Origin of the sequence: Alcaligenes sp. SJTW-7 (assembly GCF_047716895.1) — a bacterium.
GTDB classification, from domain to species: Bacteria; Pseudomonadota; Gammaproteobacteria; order Burkholderiales; family Burkholderiaceae_B; genus Alcaligenes; species Alcaligenes ammonioxydans.
The window spans coordinates 1,067,386-1,083,076 of record NZ_CP136682.1; the positions used below are offsets into that span (position 1 = coordinate 1,067,386).

Sequence of the window (15,691 nt, forward strand, 5' to 3'; positions counted from 1 at the left end):
TTAGCGGCTGGAAAACAGATCCAGCTTGAGGAAACGGATAGCCAGATAAATAGGCACCAGAATCACGACCATCAAGATCACGCCATAGGCCGAGGCGCGGGCCAGAAAACCGGCGTCAATCTGGCGGAACATCTGGATGGGCATGGTTTCCATCCCACCGTAATACAGCACGATCGTGGCGGAAATTTCGGCCAGGGAAGTCACCCACATCAGGATGGCCGCCCCCAAAATGGCTGGCTTCATCAAGGGCAACACCACCTTGAAGAAACTCTGAAAAGGACTGACACCCAGGTTGATGGAGGCTTCTTCGATCGAGTCGGGAATGTTGTAGAGCGAGGCCGACGCGGAGCGAATGGAAAAGGGCACCTTGCGCACAAAGTAGGCGCCGGCCATGATGACCCAGGTGCCGGTGAGCACCAGCATGCCGCTGTTGTAGGTCTGGATCAGGGCGATACCGAGCACAGTGCCTGAAATGGCCAGGGGCAGCATCACCATATAGTCCAGCGCCGTCACCACGAACAGTCGCTTTTTCACGATCAAGTAACTGCAGATCGTGGCAAAGCAGGTGCCTGCAACGGTGGCGACACTGGCCAGCATCAGCGAGTTCAGGATGGGCTCCGGTGCGTAGCGCAGGGCGCGCTCCATATTGTCCAGGGTGAAGGTCCCGTATTGCATGACCGGGCCGCTGGCTTTGGTGAACGCGCCAATCAGCACGATAAAGGCCGGAATCAGCGAGAAGGTCACAAAGAGCACGGCGCCGATGGTCAGCAAGATGCCGGCCAGGCCTTGGGCGTGTACAGGACGCGGCGCACGGCCTTGCTGCATCTGGAAGGTCTTGCGCTCCAGAACCCGTTTCTGGATGAACAGCACGGCACCGACCAGAATTACCGAGACGACGGCCAGCACGCCTTGCATGGTGGGGTTGCCACTCATTTCGGACAGAAAGGTGGTGTAGGTCAGCGAGGACAGTACATCGACCTGACCGCCCAGAATCATGGGGATGGAGAAGTTGTCCACGGCCAGTGTGAACACAATCATGGCATTGACCAGCAAGGCAGGCATCAGCACCGGAAAGGTGACGCTAAGCGCGCGCTTGAAGTTGCTGGCCCCCAGGTTCACAGCCGCTTCTTCCAGCGTACCGTCAATAGCCTTGAGCGCCGCCAGCATGCCGATATACACATAGGTGTAATCGTTCAGGATCAGCACGTAAGACATGCCAAACCAGCCGTAGAAACTGGGCAGGTCGATGCCGATGTTCTCCAGCGCCAGACGCACCACGCCGTTATTGCCCAGCAGCATCAGCCAGGCCTGCGAGACAATGATGTCCGGCAGCACAATGGTGGTCAGCGGCAAAATGGCGACAATGGCTTTGCCGGGAAAGTCGTAGCGCGCCACCACATAGGCCAGTGGAGCGCCCAGCAGCAAGGTGCCGATGGTGGAAATCAGCCCCAGCTTGATGGTGTTGAAAAAGGCCTCGACGTAGCGGGGGTCACTGAAAAAGGTTTCAAAGCCGTGCAGGCTGGGCAGGCCCGTTGCCGGATCAACGACACTTTGATAGAACAAGGAAGCCAGTGGCCAGACGACCCAGAAAACCAGTACCACCAGACAAACCAGGGCAGGCAGGAACCAGGGAGAACGAAGGGCCAGTGGTCTTGCAGCAATAGCCATGAGTATTACGCCTCGACCAGACGACATTCAGGGCTAAAGCTCAGGTTCACCGAGCGGCCTGCCAAAAGATGGGGGTCCAGGGCGGCCGCAACGTCAGCAATGATCTGTTTGCCGTCATTGAGCTTCAGGCTGTAGGCCGTTTTGGTCCCCAGATACTGGCGAGCCACCACCTGGGCGGGGATGCTGCCAGCCAGCGCTTGCGTATGCAGCGTGATGTGTTCGGGACGTACCGCCAGCAAGACCTGGCCTGCTGGGGGCGGATTGTTCACCATGATATGGCCGCCTGCGATGCTGACGGTGGTGTGGTCGGGCTCCTGATGAACGCCCAGGGTGTCGATCAGGTTGGCCGCCCCAATAAAGTCGGCAGCATACGCTGTACGTGGGCTGGAGTACATCAGTTCAGGTGTATCGAGCTGGTCGATCCGACCTTGGCGCAACAAAGCGATGCGGTCCGACATGGACAGGGCTTCTTCCTGGTCATGTGTCACGAAAATAGCCGTGATGTTCGATTCCTGTTGCAGTTCACGAATGACCTGACGCATCTGAATGCGCAGCTTGGCATCCAGGTTGGACAGGGGCTCGTCCATCAGCAACACCCGGGGTTCGATCACCAGGGCACGGGCCAGGGCCACACGCTGACGTTGACCGCCTGACAGTTCAGCAGGGTAACGCTGGGCCATGCCGCCCAGCTCGACGCGGTCCAGAATGTAGCCGACTTTTTTCTTTATGTCGCTGCTGCTGACTTTACGTACCCGCAAGCCGTAGGCCACGTTGTCAAAGACGCTCTTGTCCGGAAACAGGGCGTAGTCCTGAAATACCATGCCGGTCTCGCGCTTGTGGGCGGGCAGGTAGGTAATATCTTCTTTGTCCAGATACAGACGGCCTTCATCGGGGATGATGAAACCGGCAATCATGCGTAGCAAGGTGGTTTTGCCACAGCCGCTCGGGCCTAATAATGTGAAGAATTCACCGTGCCGGATTTCCAGGCTCAGTTCATTGATGATGGTGTTGCTGCCGTAGCGTTTAACGACGCGATCGATGTGGATGTCTGCCATGGGGATAGATCAGCCTGGGACTGAATAATGCAGGTAAGCCGCGCTGCAAGAAGGCGGTTGCCTAGGCTTTTAAAGGAAGTGGCTCAGGCGCCGCCGGCGATATAAACCGCCCTGGGGCCTTGGCACAAACAATAATTACAAGTTGATGACATGTTTTATACGAAGTTGCTATCTTAGCAGCAGGTCAATGCTTGTAGTTTTAATTATCAGGCAACTAAGTCTTTGGAAATGGCTGGCCTGGCAGGATGTGCGCGATGCGCAGAGAAAAAAAATCTGCCGCTCACGCCCTCTGTTGCGATAATCAGGTGGTAGTAATGTGTCTTGCGTTTTTGTCTAAAGCGGTCTAGTGCGGGTGCAGATTTCTTGTGTCAAATAAAGGCCCTTATAGTGAGTTCCAAAAAGAATGACTGTTTTTGACAGCGCGCAGGAGAGGGAGAGGGAAACAAAAGGATAGCGTTCTATCCTGTTTAAGCAGGCGTGTCAGACGCCTGTACTTGCGCATCCGAATTTATAGAGAGTGTTCCGGTGTGGTGTGGAAGCACACATCGGGCCGGTGTGGTTGCTGAGTCGCGTCTGAAAAGAGGCAGACTCACCCAGCCGGGTACTGCACGTCGTCAGAGATCGTAGAAGTTAGTTAATTAACTGGAGATTGAAGATGCGACTGGGTGTACTAAGCCCCCGGGGGACCGGGGAAAAGAGGGTAGCGGCCACGCCCGATACCGTCAGGGCCTACCGCAAGGCGGGCCATGATGTGATTGTCGAGGCGGGTGCTGGACAGGGTATTGCCAGCTCGGATGCAGACTACGAGGCGGCAGGGGCTACGATAGGCGATCCCTATCAGGCCACCGTACTGCTGCTTGTAGGGCCAGCCGATGTGGATCTGGCCCGTCTACGTGCCGAACATGTGCTCGTCGGTATGCTGGACCCCTATGAGAGCCAGGGTCTGGATGGACTGGCTGCTTCTGGTTGCCAGGCATTTGCCCTGGAGCTGATCCCGCGTACGACGCGGGCGCAAAGCATGGACGTTCTGTCCTCGCAGGCCAATATCGCAGGGTATGCCGCAGTGCTTAAAGCGGCCACTTTGTATCCCCGATTCTTTCCCATGATGATGACCGCGGCGGGTACCGTCAAAGCAGCCCGTGTCGTGGTGCTGGGCGCGGGGGTGGCCGGTTTGCAGGCGATTGCGACGGCCCGTCGTCTGGGGGCGGTGGTCGAGGCCTCTGACGTGCGTCCGGCTGCCCGTGAGCAGATTGAGTCGCTAGGTGGCAAGTTCATTGACGTACCTTACGAGACTGACGAAGAGCGGGAAGCGGCGCAAGGCGTAGGCGGCTATGCGCGTCCCATGCCTGCTTCCTGGTTGCAACGACAGGCGGCGGTGGTGGCGGCACGTTGCGCCCAGGCCGACGTCATCATCACCACGGCCTTGATTCCGGGGCGTCCCGCCCCGCGCCTGATTGCCGAGGAAGTGGTGCAGTCCATGCGGGCGGGTTCGGTCATTGTTGACCTGGCTGCGGCACGCGGTGGCAACTGCGCCTTGACCGAAGCCGATCGGATTGTGGAAAAGCATGGCGTGACCCTGGTGGGCGAGACCAACTTTCCGGCTCGCGTTGCCGCGGATGCGTCTGCCTTGTATGCCCGCAATATTCAACAGTTTCTGGGCTTGATGCTCAAGGATCAGTCTGACGAGCTGCATATCCCTGCGGACGACGACATTGTGAATGCCAGCCGGGTGGTTCAGGGTGGTAAACGACTCTTTCCACAGCAGGGAGCCTGAGATCATGGATATTATTTCTCCCCTGGTCATTAATCTGATCATCTTTGTACTGGCCATTTACGTGGGTTACCACGTGGTCTGGACAGTGACGCCCGCTTTGCACACCCCCTTGATGGCGGTGACCAACGCCATCTCGGCCATCATCATTGTGGGCGGTATGCTGGCGGCAGCCCTAACCGAAAGCACCTGGGCACAGGTGATGGGCATCATCGCCACCGCGCTGGCCTCGGTTAACGTGTTCGGTGGTTTTCTGGTAACCCGCCGCATGTTGGAAATGTTCAAAAAGAAGGGCGCTAAAAATACGCCCAAGGAAGGGCAATCATGATTTCCATGAATACCGTTACCTTGTGCTATTTACTGGCTTCAGTGTGTTTCATTCAGGCCCTGAAAGGCTTGTCGCATCCAGCCAGTTCGCGTCGTGGCAATCTGTTCGGCATGGTGGGGATGGCCTTGGCCATTGCCACCACCGCCGTGCTGATCTACAGCCTGGCTCCTGAAGGCAAAGAGCTTTCTGGCCTGCTGCGGGTTCTGATCGGTCTGGTTATTGGCGGCGTGCTGGGCACCATCATGGCACGCCGTGTCGAGATGACCAAAATGCCGGAGCTGGTGGCCTTCATGCACAGCATGATTGGTCTGGCTGCGGTCGCCATTGCGATTGCCGTGGTGCTGGAGCCGGTGGCCTTCGGGATTGGTTCGGCCGAGGTGGCGCTGCCCATGGGTAACCGTGTGGAGCTGGCCTTGGGCGCGCTGGTCGGTGCCATTACCTTCTCCGGTTCGGTGATTGCATTTGGCAAGCTGTCGGGCAAATACAAATTCCGACTGTTCCAAGGGGCGCCCGTCACTTTTAAAGGTCAGCACATGCTGAACCTGCTGCTCGGGCTCTTGGCCCTGCTCTGCGGTGCGATCTTTGTGATGACCCAGGCTTGGTGGGCCTTTGGCGTGCTGCTGGCCTTGTCCTTCCTGCTGGGCGTGATGTTGATCATCCCGATTGGCGGGGCGGACATGCCGGTGGTGGTCTCCATGCTGAACAGCTATTCGGGCTGGGCCGCAGCAGGGATTGGTTTCTCCCTGAACAACTCCATGCTGATCATTGCCGGTTCGCTGGTGGGTTCTTCCGGTGCAATTCTGTCCTACATCATGTGCAAGGCCATGAACCGTGCCTTCTTCAACGTGATACTGGGCGGTTTTGGTGCCAATCCGGAAGCGGCTGCCGGTGGCGCGGATCAGGGCAATCGTTCGGTGAAATCCGGCAGTGCAGAAGATGCCGCTTTCATGATGAGCAATGCCGAGTCCGTGGTGATTGTGCCCGGTTACGGTTTGGCCGTGGCCCGTGCTCAACACGCCTTGAAAGAGTTGTCGGACAAGCTGACCAGCCAGGGCGTGAATGTGCGCTACGCGATTCATCCGGTGGCCGGTCGTATGCCTGGCCATATGAACGTCTTGCTGGCTGAGGCCGAAATGCCTTATGAGCAAGTCTTTGAAATGGACGACATCAATAGCGAGTTTGCGCAGACCGATGTGGTGCTGGTGCTGGGGGCCAATGACGTGGTTAACCCGGCCGCCAAGAACGATCCGGCTTCGCCAATTGCGGGCATGCCGATTCTGGAAGCGTACAAGGCCCGAACCGTGATCGTGAACAAGCGGTCCATGGCCGCCGGTTATGCCGGTCTGGATAACGAGCTGTTCTATATGGACAAGACCATGATGGTGTTTGGCGATGCCAAAAAGACCATCGAAGATATGGTCAAAGCGTTGTAAACCTTTTGGGGTTTTGGCGCTGGCAGTAAAAAAGCGCTCTGGTTCCTTGGGGGGGCCAGAGCGCTTTCTGGTTGGGAAGAGCGAATTTAAAACTTGGGGCCGGAGCGCAATTGCTCGCACATTTGTTGGCGCTGCGCTTCGCTGATCGTGGCCATGTCCTTGCTGCCGCGTTCCAGACCTGCATTGAACGCTGCTTCAAAGTCGGCTTCGTTCAGGCCCATCTCTTTCATGGACTGCTGTTGCTTTTCCTTCATTTTTTTCAATTGCGCCTCGGAGTAGTCGCCGCAGACTTTTGCGGCGGCGTGCATGGCACCACCCATTTGGGCAAGCTGGGTCGAGGGAGGCGTGTTTTGCGCGAAGGCCAGGCCGCAGGCCAGAAGCAGGCCGGCGGGCAGTAAACGGAAAATGCGTGAAGTCATGATGAGTCTCGTTGCCTTGCTGTAAAAAAGCCTGGGCTGACCCGCCCAGGCTTTTGAGTATAGCCAGTCTTAAACCAAGCGGTTTTTAGATCTGCGATAAGCTGTAGTCGGAAACCTTATTGTTTTGAAAATGAATGAACAGCGTGTAGGAATCCGCCGGTGCTGCACCCGTAAGGCTGCTGGCGGCCCCCAGTCCGAAGGCACCCATGGCAGAGGACAGCAAGTCAGCGTTTGCGGTGTTACGGGGAGAGTAGGTCCACATCGATGGTCCGTTTGGGCCTTCTTGAGTGGTATCGGGTTTGCCGTAGAGCTGGCGCACTTGCTCAGAGGTGGTGACGCCTGGTTTCAGGTGTGTTTTTAGGTAGGCGGCAGTGAACTTGTCTTCGCCTCCCGTTCCACCACCCTGTAGGGTCTGGCAGGCAGCAAGTGGAATGGACAGTAAAAGCGCAGCGAGCATGCGACGAGTCATGGGTTTCCTCTTTAGATTAATGAACAGATCTGCTTTGTTTGTTTTCGGGTCTATTCAAAGATGGGAATAGCCCAAGATGTGCCAACGACAGGCTGCACCGGGATATCGGTTTCAGCAGGTACAAGCCGGACGGCTCAATTTTCTCTGTCGTATGTGACTGCGTGTTGTACGCAGCCCGTGGCATAAGCTCTTGGAATGGTATGTCCCCTCTTTTAATTCGTGTTGGCAATAATAGAGAGGTTTTACCCTAATTTTTTGAAATTAAAATAAAGTTTCAATTGTTACATCCCATTTGTGGCATTTTTGAAGTTCAGTTTATAAACGCTTGGGCAGGGACTTGAGGATGGGTGTTGTGCTTTTTTGCCTGACAAGGCTGATGGGTGGGAACAATTGACTAAGTCCGCTACATGCAAACCACAGGAAAAAAGCAGATAAAACGGGGACGTCAGGTGAGGTAAAAAAGCGGAAAGACAAACGAAAAAAGCCACTTCCGAAGAAGTGGCTTTTTTCTTTATATGGCGCGGCTGGCAAGATTCGAACTCACGACCCCTTGGTTCGTAGCCAAGTACTCTATCCAACTGAGCTACAGCCGCCAAAGAAATGAAACTATAGCAGACTATTTGCGAGCTTGGCAAGCCTGTAATATTCTTTTTTTAAAATAAATACGAAAATGGTTCGGCTTGACTGAGCAGTGGGCCAGAGGAAGAGGGGGAGTCCATTACGATTGGTGCCTGAGTTGGCCGCTTGTACTAGTTTTCCTGGAGTCGGATGCGCCCAAAACGTCCCGATGTCATGAAGGGAGCTTGCTTCGGACAGGCGGAAAAGTGCATTGGAGTGTGAAGAATGGCAGGCAGGGCGTGAGTCCGCTTTTCAGTCGAGCAGCTCGCAGCGGCAGAATGCATACGAGGCAAGCGCCAGGACCTGAGAGTAAGGGGCGTGCGCAGTGTGTCATTGATGACAGAAACAAAAAAGCCACAATGAAAATTCATTGTGGCTTTACTTGCCAAGACTGAAGTCTTGAAGACTGTTCTATATAGAACACTCTTGAATATGGCGCGGCTGGCAGGATTCGAACCCACGACCCCTTGGTTCGTAGCCAAGTACTCTATCCAACTGAGCTACAGCCGCTAAAGAAGTAGAACTATAGCACGGCTATTTTTACTTGTCACCACAATATCGAATTTTTTTTCGATAAAGTTTCGATGAATAGTCGTTTTTCGGTTGGGCACGTGCTTGGCAAGGGCTGGTTTCAAGGCGATGAGATGGCTGGAGAGGCCAAACGGCTCGCAGTGGCTTCTCGTCGGATCGGCCTGGAGAGGCAACGCAGCTCAACAAAGAGCCAGTCAGCCCTGGGGGAGCTGCGTTAAGAAAGGTTTTGTTCGTGTATCGCGAGTAGTTCGCGCGTCAGGGGGCATTGAGCAGCCTCTTGGGGGAGCGTGCTTTAGCAGGAACAGTGAGCCGTCTATCAGGACTGGTGTGCTCGACTGAGGGCCCTAAGCCATCTCTGGGGGGTGACCCCGTCTATGCGGAACAAGAGCCAGCCGGTCGGGGATGACTTGCCCCCAGGGAAACAAAGTCGCATTATTACGCCATTGTTTTGGAGCTGAATGTCATGGATCTGTCGAAAATTACCTGCACTGAAGATTTCCGCCTGGTGGCTAAACGCCGCGTGCCCAAGATGTTTTATGACTACGCCGACTCTGGCTCTTGGACGCAAGGGACGTATCAGGCTAATGAGCAGGATTTTCACAAGCTGAAATTCAGACAGCGTGTGGCAGTGGATATTGGTCATCGCAGTATAAGGACGACGCTGTTGGGGCAGGACGTGGCCATGCCAGTGGCTATTGCCCCCACAGGCCTGACGGGTATGCAGCATGCCGACGGCGAAATGCTGGCCGCTTTGGCTGCTCGGGACTTTGGTATTCCTTTCACACTGTCCACCATGAGTGTGTGCTCGCTCGAGGATGTGGCTCAGGCGACCCGTAGTCCGTTCTGGTTTCAGCTCTACGTCATGCGTGATCGCAGTTTTATTGAAAACCTGATTGTGCGTGCCAAAGCAGCTCATTGCTCGGCGCTGGTTCTGACTCTGGACTTGCAGGTGCTGGGGCAGCGTCACAAAGACATCAAAAACGGTTTGACGACGCCTCCGCGCCTGACGGTGCCCAATCTGCTCAATCTGGCGACCAAACCATATTGGTGTCGCAACATGTTGCGCACCCATCGCCGCAGTTTTGGCAATATTGTCGGCCATGCCAAGGGCGTTTCGGATTTGCGTTCTTTGGCGACCTGGACCGCCGAGCAGTTTGACCCGAGCTTGAGCTGGAAAGATATCGAGTGGATCAAAAATGCCTGGGGCGGCAAACTGATTGTCAAAGGCATTATGGATGCGGACGATGCTCGCCATGCAGTCGACAGCGGCGCCGATGCGCTGATCGTGTCCAATCACGGCGGTCGTCAGCTCGATGGTGCGCCTTCTTCCATTTCCTGCCTGCCGGCTATCAGCAAGGCGGTGGGTGACAAGATCGAGGTGCTGGTCGACGGAGGAGTTCGCAGTGGTCAGGATGTGTTGCGGGCACGGGCCCTGGGCGCCCAGGGAGCGATGATTGGCCGTGCTTTTCTCTACGCTTTGGGAGCGGCCGGTCAGCCCGGCGTGGCTCGCTTGCTCAAATTGATGGCCAATGAACTGGATGTGTCCATGGCTTTTTGCGGGCGCACCGACATTAATCAGGTTGACCGATCTATTTTGCTCAATCCTGATATTTTTGATCGCCCCGGTTACTGAAGACCAATATGCAAGGGGCCTGGCTGGGCAGGTAAATGGCCGCGTCCGTGGGGCCCGTTCAGATCCATGAGTGGGCCAGCGGGCACAATGCCTGTCGGGTTCAAATGGCGGTGACTGCTGTAGTAATGGGTTTTGATGTGATCCAGATTGACGGTATCGGCGATGCCGGGCATCTGGTACAGCTCCAGCATGTAGTTCCACAGATTCGGATAGTCGATCAAACGGCGCAGATTACATTTGAAGTGGCCGACATAGACCGGATCGAAGCGGATCAAGGTAGTGAACAGACGCCAGTCGGCCTCAGTGAGCCGTGTACCAGTCAGATAGCGCTGTTGGGCCAGTCGGGTTTCCAAGCCGTCCAGACTCTGGAACAGCGCATGCACGGCAGTGTTGTAGGCAGACTGTGAGCGGGCAAAGCCGGCTTTGTACACGCCGTTGTTTACCGCGTCGTAGACATGGCCATTGATCTGCTCGATTTGGGTACGCAAGTCGAGCGGAGCCATATCCAGACTGCGTGCCCCCAAGGTATCGAATGCGTTATTGAAAATACGCATGATATCGGAGGACTCATTGTTGATGATCGTGGCCCGATGCTTGTCCCACAGCACGGGAACCGTAATGCGGCCGGTAAAGTTCGGATCAGCCTTGGCGTAGAGCTGGTGCAGGAACTGGGCATCCATGACTGGATCGGCGATCACACCTTCAGCCGGCTCAAACGTCCAGCCTTGATCGTCCATGACAGGATTCACAACTGAGACGGAAATCAGTTTGTGCAGTCCTTTCAGTTCGCGCATGATCAAGGTGCGATGCGCCCAAGGGCAGGCCAGCGACACATACAGGTGATAGCGGTTGGCCTGAGCGGGCTGTGCCGCCTGCCCCTGGGGACCGGGGCCGCCATCGGCCGTAATCCAGTCCCGGAAGGTGGACTGGGCACGCTGAAATGTATCGGACTCAGTACGGCTGACTGGCTCTTTGCTGTGCCATTGCCCTTCAATCATCATGCCCATTCTTGTCCTCCGTTTTAGCCTTTCAGCTTCATGGCAATTTCAGCGATATGACGGCCCTGGAAGCGGGCACCGTCCAGCTCGTTCTGGCTTGGTTGGCGCGATCCGTCGCCACCGGCAATGGTAGAGGCTCCGTAGGGGCTGCCGCCGGTTACCTCATCGAGCAGGGTCTGACCCGCAAAGCTATAGGGCAGGCCCACCACAATCATCCCAAAGTGCATCAGGTTGTGAATAATGGACAGCAGCGTGAGCTCCTGTCCGCCGTGCTGGGTAGCAGTGGACGTAAAGGCGCCACCTACCTTGCCATTGAGGGCGCCGCGTGCCCACAGGCCACCGGCCTGGTCCAGAAAACTGGCCATTTGTGAACTGATACGCCCAAATCGGGTGCCGGTGCCCACAATAATGGCGTCATAGTTTTCCAGGTCGGCAATCGAGGCAACCGGAGCGGCCTGATCCAGCTTGAAATTCGCTTTCTGGGCCACCGCTTCCGGGACCAGTTCGGGGACACGTTTGATATCCACCGTCGCACCAGCGCTTTGCGCACCTTCAGCCACCGCTTGGGCCATTTTCTCAATGTGGCCGTAGGCGGAGTAATAGAGAACCAGGACTTTTGCCATTTGAATGTCTCCAGAAAAGCGATCAACAAGGAATCGGACGGGGCAGCGGCCCCTGGACAAGGCCGGGGGCGAGCATGCTATGACGATGATAGTCGGGCCTGCCCTGCTATGACAAACCGCCAGGCTATTTGTTTTGTGTCAGAGTCTGTCTTGTTGTCTGCTCGGCCGCGCTCAACCTGGCAACAGGGCGTAGGTGGTGGTGGCGTGGGCGGCCAGGCGGTCCTGTTCATCAAACAGCTTGATGTCGCCAAAGACCATGCTCTTGCCTCGTTTCAGAACCTGGGCATGGACCAGGACATCGCCTTGGGCAACCGGGCGCACAAAACTGGTGTTCAGTGAAACGGTGGTCATGGGACGGAATTCGCCCAGGCTTTGGCTGATGGCCAGCACCATCGCGGTATCGGCTGCCGCCATATAAACCTGACCGCACACCACCCCCGCGACATGGGTCAATTGTTCTGAAAAGGGCAGGCGCAGCACCACGCCGTCCTCCTGCACCTTTTCCACGCGTAGCTTCAAGGCTTGCACCCAGGGCGCGAACAGCGTGTTCAGCAGGTGTTGGCTTTGCTCGTGAGTCATGGGGCTTAGCCGCAGTAGACCGACAGAATGCGGTTTTGCTCATCGACCCGGATGTTCAGGCGAGTAGGGTCGTAGTCGGTGGTGTACATACGATCCGGAGCCAGAATGCGGGCTTGCGAGGCACCGGCCTGTTTGACAAGACGTTCAATCTGGCTTTGGCTGGCTGTTTGTCCGGCCGGGCTCAGGGAGTCGGCATCGCACAGCCCCCCCGAGGTGTTGCGCAACGACGAACTTGAACCGCTTTGGGCGCTATTGCCCGTGGCCGTGCAGGCGACCAGAAAAACGGCGGGAAGGACGCTAAGAAGTACGGAGAGTCGCATGAGAAATCCTTTAAAGCAGCTGGGAAGCATTCAGAGCTTGAAGGACTAATAATACCTGTTCTAGACGGGGCGTTTAAGGCCCTTTGTGCTGCGTTTTGCAGCGGTTTTACCCGGTTTGACCGAGACCTGCGGGTGCTGTGCGATGGCGTAGCGCAGCGGGGCCGTGGCCCAGTCGCCTGCATAGTCCACGCCGATGCGCGGGCCGATGTGGATCTGCTCGGGCGCCAGAGCGGGAGCGTCCAGCAGATGCAAGGTGGGGGAGCAGGCATCGGCACCGTTATAGGCCTTGTCGATATCCAGCCCTTTGCACAGCCGTCCCGGCCCGGACAGGGAAGGCCCTTCCAGGGGAGAGGCCCATTGGGCGGCTCGCAGCAGCACCGCCGTGCCGTCTCCTTCCACGCCACTGACGATATTCATGCAGTGATGCAGGCCGTAGATCAGATAAATGTAGGCATAGCCGGCCGGGCCGAACATCAGTCGGGTGCGATCGGTGATACCTCGCCGGCTGTGGGCGGCCTGGTCCTGGGGGCCGAGATAGGCCTCGGTTTCCACAATGGTGGCGCAGCGTTGGCCGCGTTCGTCATTCAGCACCAGTGTTTTGCCTAACAACTCCAGGGCGACGTAACGTGGGTCGCGGGCAAAAAACGCCCGCGGCAGATACAGGGAAGGCTTAGCCATGGCCGGGAATAGACTCCAGCTTGTTCAACCAGAACTGCTGCTTTTCCTTGGGCAAAAAGGAGGCGCGCAGACTATTGGCCGCCAGCGTGCGCAAGTCCGCTTCCTGTAAGCCCAGGGCTTGGGCGGTCTGCATATAGTTATCCAGCAGGTAGCCCCCGAAATAGGCCGGGTCGTCCGAGTTCACGCATACATTCAAGCCGAGATCAAGCAAATGCTTCAGGTTGTGTTGGTCAAGACTATCAAACACCTTGAGCTTGATGTTGGACAGAGGGCAGACCGTCAAGGGAATGGCGTGATCGATCAGGTACTGTATCAAGGCCGGATCATCCTGGCTGCGCACACCATGGTCGATGCGTTCCACGTTCAGAAGCTGCAGCGCATCGCGCACATAGCTGGCCGGGCCTTCCTCGCCGGCATGAGCAACTAGGCGAAAGCCCAGTTCACGGCAATGAGCATAGACTTTCTCGAATTTGGCGGGTGGGTTGCCTTTCTCTGAGGAGTCCAGACCAATGGCGACCCACAGATCTGCATACTGTTCGCGCAAGGGCAGGGCCGCTTTCAAGGTCTCAAAGGCGTCCGCCTCGCTGAGGTGACGCAGAAAGCTCAGGATCAGATAGCTGCTGATACCCAGTTCGGATCTGGCTTGGCGTGCCGCCCGCGCAATGCCTGCGAATACGGTTTCCATGGCAACGCCGCGGGCCGTATGTGTCTGCGGGTCAAACATGATTTCGGTGTGGACAATGCCATCGGCCTGGGCGCGTAAAAAGTAGGCCCAGCTCATGTCAAAGAAGTCCTGTTCGTGAATCAGGACACCGGCCCCGGCATAGTACAGATCCAGAAAGGACTGCAGATCAGTGAACTTATAGGCAGCCTGCAGGCTGGCCTGGTCGGGGTAGGGCAAGGTGATCTGGTTGCGCTGGGCCAGCTTGAAGATCAAGTCTGGTTCCAGGGTGCCTTCAATATGAAGGTGCAGTTCGGCCTTGGGAAGTTGGCGGGTAAACTCGCGTAAGGACAAAGCGGGATCGGACACGGGGCGCTCCTGTTAGGCAGACTATGCGCCCCATTATACGAAGGCCAGTGTCCCGGGTCAGGCACCCTGGCCGCGCACGGCGGCAAAAGCCAGACAAAGCCAGGCCAGAATCATCGCAACCCCGCCTATCGGGGTAATGGCCCCCAGCCACTTCACACCGCTCAGCACCAGAATGTACAGGCTTCCACTGAAGATCAGGACGCCGACCAGCATCAGGACGGCGCTGCGAGATTGCCAGGCGGGATGAAGCCGGTTACCCAAGGCGGCGATCAGCAACAGGCCCAGTCCATGCAGCAATTGATACAGGACAGCCGTTTGCCAGGTCGCCAGGGCGGAGGCGTCCACCATGGCGCGCAGGGCGTGGGCGCCAAAGGCGCCCAGACCGACGCCTACCGCCATTATCAAGGCCCCCAGGCATAGAATGGTTCGTGATTTCATATTGATCCTTGCTAGTGGCCACCGTCGCGGCGCGTAGGCAGGCCAGTGCTATTATCGAACAAAAAAATTGGCTTTGTCTGCAAGGAGGCAGCATGCAAGAAATAGCTCCGGTCACGCCTGATGTACAGGATATGGTGGTGGCCGCGTATCGCTATCAGTCTGGCCAGCCTGCCATGGCTTTGGATATTCATCATCTGCCTGCCCACGATCCCCTGAAGGATGGCTTTATCTGGATTGGCTTGAAAGATCCCAGCGAGGCGATTTTGCGCGAACTGGGGGTTCAACTGGGCCTGCCGGACAATGCGGTCGAGGAACTGATCGCTCCCCATCGCCGTCCCAAGCTGCTGGAGTTTAGCAATTGTCTGATTGTGGTGGCGGTCACCTTGGGTCTGAAAGATTTGCGTCCCTTGCTGGGCACGACGCAGATTCTGATCGCCCACGGCTTGTTGCTGACGGTGCGGCGAGGTTCCAACAGCAGTTATCTGCAGTTGCGTGCCCGCCTGGAGAGTACCCCTGCCTTGCTGGCACGGGGCAGTGATTTTGTCGCCTCAGAACTGCTGGATCTGATTGTGGATCAGTACCAGACTTCCCTGGAGCAGACTGAGAAGGCGGTCGAGGCGATCGAGCAGCAATTTCTGATTCGCGGCTTCAAGGAAAATGATGTGCGGCGGATTTATCGTTTGCGGCGTGATCTGCTGCGAGTCCATACGGCGGTGTCGCCCCTGGCCGAACTGACGCGCCGCTTGTCACGCATTGAACTTGAGTATGTCGATGCGGAAAGCCGGGCTTATTTTGGCGAGGTGTCGGACCGTATTGCCCGTACGGCCGAGTTCATCAATAGCCAGCGACAAGCGCTGGCTTTTGCCTTTGAAGGCGGTTTGATGATCGGACAGATGCAGCAAACCGACACCACCCGAAAGCTGGCGGCCTGGGCGGCCATTCTGGCTGTACCGACTGCAGTTGCGGGGATTTACGGCATGAACTTCAAGCTCATGCCGGAACTGGAGTGGACACTGGGTTATCCCTATGCTTTGGGTTTGATGGGCAGTGTCTGCGGATTCTTGTACTGGAAATTCAAGAAGGCCAAATGGCTCTAGTCT

At 56.7% G+C, this 15,691-nt stretch carries 16 protein-coding genes and 2 tRNA genes; 5 read left to right on the plus strand and 13 right to left on the minus strand.

What is annotated here, in order from left to right; all coding sequences use genetic code 11:
- Complete coding sequence (locus tag RSQ48_RS04740) at window positions 1-1,668, minus strand: ABC transporter permease (RefSeq protein WP_240209045.1); 1,668 nt, start codon at window positions 1,666-1,668, stop codon at window positions 1-3.
- Between the two features lie 5 nt (window positions 1,669-1,673).
- A complete protein-coding gene (locus tag RSQ48_RS04745) occupies window positions 1,674-2,723 on the minus strand; it encodes an ABC transporter ATP-binding protein (protein WP_003802617.1) in 1,050 nt (349 codons plus the stop codon).
- 655 nt (window positions 2,724-3,378) lie between these two features.
- On the opposite strand from RSQ48_RS04745, the gene RSQ48_RS04750 reads away from it, so the two are divergent.
- From RSQ48_RS04750 to RSQ48_RS04760, 3 genes are read left to right on the plus strand one after another with little or no spacing between them, the layout of a single operon-like run.
- Complete coding sequence (locus RSQ48_RS04750) at window positions 3,379-4,497, plus strand: NAD(P) transhydrogenase subunit alpha (protein ID WP_003802615.1); 1,119 nt, start codon at window positions 3,379-3,381, stop codon at window positions 4,495-4,497.
- Window positions 4,498-4,501: 4 nt separating this feature from the next.
- A complete protein-coding gene (locus RSQ48_RS04755; protein ID WP_003802613.1) occupies window positions 4,502-4,822 on the plus strand; it encodes an NAD(P) transhydrogenase subunit alpha in 321 nt (106 codons plus the stop codon).
- Window positions 4,819-6,255, plus strand: coding sequence for an NAD(P)(+) transhydrogenase (Re/Si-specific) subunit beta (locus tag RSQ48_RS04760; protein WP_003802611.1), 1,437 nt, complete (start codon window positions 4,819-4,821; stop codon window positions 6,253-6,255). The genes RSQ48_RS04755 and RSQ48_RS04760 overlap by 4 nt, the downstream gene beginning before the upstream one ends.
- A gap of 86 nt (window positions 6,256-6,341) precedes the next feature.
- On the opposite strand, the gene RSQ48_RS04765 is transcribed toward RSQ48_RS04760, so the two are convergent.
- From RSQ48_RS04765 to RSQ48_RS04780, 4 genes are all read right to left on the minus strand, one after another.
- Window positions 6,342-6,674 carry a hypothetical protein gene (locus tag RSQ48_RS04765; protein ID WP_240209046.1) on the minus strand — a complete coding sequence of 111 codons (333 nt, stop codon included), beginning with the start codon at window positions 6,672-6,674 and terminating at the stop codon, window positions 6,342-6,344.
- An 85-nt stretch (window positions 6,675-6,759) separates the two neighbouring features.
- Window positions 6,760-7,143, minus strand: a complete 384-nt coding sequence (locus tag RSQ48_RS04770) for a hypothetical protein (protein WP_003802606.1) — start codon at window positions 7,141-7,143, stop codon at window positions 6,760-6,762.
- Between the two features lie 516 nt (window positions 7,144-7,659).
- A tRNA-Arg gene (locus tag RSQ48_RS04775) sits at window positions 7,660-7,736 on the minus strand.
- Between the two features lie 458 nt (window positions 7,737-8,194).
- Window positions 8,195-8,271 (minus strand) — tRNA-Arg (locus RSQ48_RS04780).
- A gap of 484 nt (window positions 8,272-8,755) precedes the next feature.
- Here RSQ48_RS04780 and RSQ48_RS04785 point away from each other — a divergent pair.
- On the plus strand, window positions 8,756-9,925 hold the full coding sequence (locus tag RSQ48_RS04785) for an alpha-hydroxy acid oxidase (RefSeq protein WP_275694071.1): 1,170 nt from the start codon (window positions 8,756-8,758) through the stop codon (window positions 9,923-9,925).
- Here RSQ48_RS04785 and RSQ48_RS04790 read toward each other — a convergent pair.
- The 7 genes from RSQ48_RS04790 to RSQ48_RS04820 all read right to left on the minus strand — a co-directional run bounded on the left by RSQ48_RS04790 (window position 9,919) and on the right by RSQ48_RS04820 (window position 14,591).
- Complete coding sequence (locus RSQ48_RS04790) at window positions 9,919-10,932, minus strand: glutathione S-transferase family protein (protein WP_240209047.1); 1,014 nt, start codon at window positions 10,930-10,932, stop codon at window positions 9,919-9,921. The genes RSQ48_RS04785 and RSQ48_RS04790 overlap by 7 nt on opposite strands.
- 14 nt (window positions 10,933-10,946) lie before the next feature.
- A complete protein-coding gene (gene wrbA, locus RSQ48_RS04795) occupies window positions 10,947-11,546 on the minus strand; it encodes an NAD(P)H:quinone oxidoreductase (RefSeq protein WP_003802600.1) in 600 nt (199 codons plus the stop codon).
- A gap of 171 nt (window positions 11,547-11,717) precedes the next feature.
- Window positions 11,718-12,125, minus strand: a complete 408-nt coding sequence (locus RSQ48_RS04800) for a PaaI family thioesterase (protein WP_003802598.1) — start codon at window positions 12,123-12,125, stop codon at window positions 11,718-11,720.
- Between the two features lie 5 nt (window positions 12,126-12,130).
- Window positions 12,131-12,445 (minus strand): I78 family peptidase inhibitor, encoded by a 315-nt coding sequence (locus tag RSQ48_RS04805; RefSeq protein WP_003802596.1) that lies wholly within the window; start codon window positions 12,443-12,445, stop codon window positions 12,131-12,133.
- Between the two features lie 60 nt (window positions 12,446-12,505).
- Window positions 12,506-13,123, minus strand: a complete 618-nt coding sequence (locus RSQ48_RS04810) for a DNA-3-methyladenine glycosylase (protein WP_003802594.1) — start codon at window positions 13,121-13,123, stop codon at window positions 12,506-12,508.
- Window positions 13,116-14,153, minus strand: a complete 1,038-nt coding sequence (locus RSQ48_RS04815) for an adenosine deaminase (protein WP_240209048.1) — start codon at window positions 14,151-14,153, stop codon at window positions 13,116-13,118. The genes RSQ48_RS04810 and RSQ48_RS04815 overlap by 8 nt, the downstream gene beginning before the upstream one ends.
- Before the next feature lie 57 nt (window positions 14,154-14,210).
- Window positions 14,211-14,591, minus strand: a complete 381-nt coding sequence (locus RSQ48_RS04820; protein ID WP_059318762.1) for a DUF423 domain-containing protein — start codon at window positions 14,589-14,591, stop codon at window positions 14,211-14,213.
- Between the two features lie 92 nt (window positions 14,592-14,683).
- Between RSQ48_RS04820 and RSQ48_RS04825 the strand changes: the two genes are divergently transcribed.
- Window positions 14,684-15,688, plus strand: a complete 1,005-nt coding sequence (locus tag RSQ48_RS04825) for a magnesium and cobalt transport protein CorA (RefSeq protein WP_059318763.1) — start codon at window positions 14,684-14,686, stop codon at window positions 15,686-15,688.
- Window positions 15,689-15,691 lie beyond the last annotated feature (3 nt).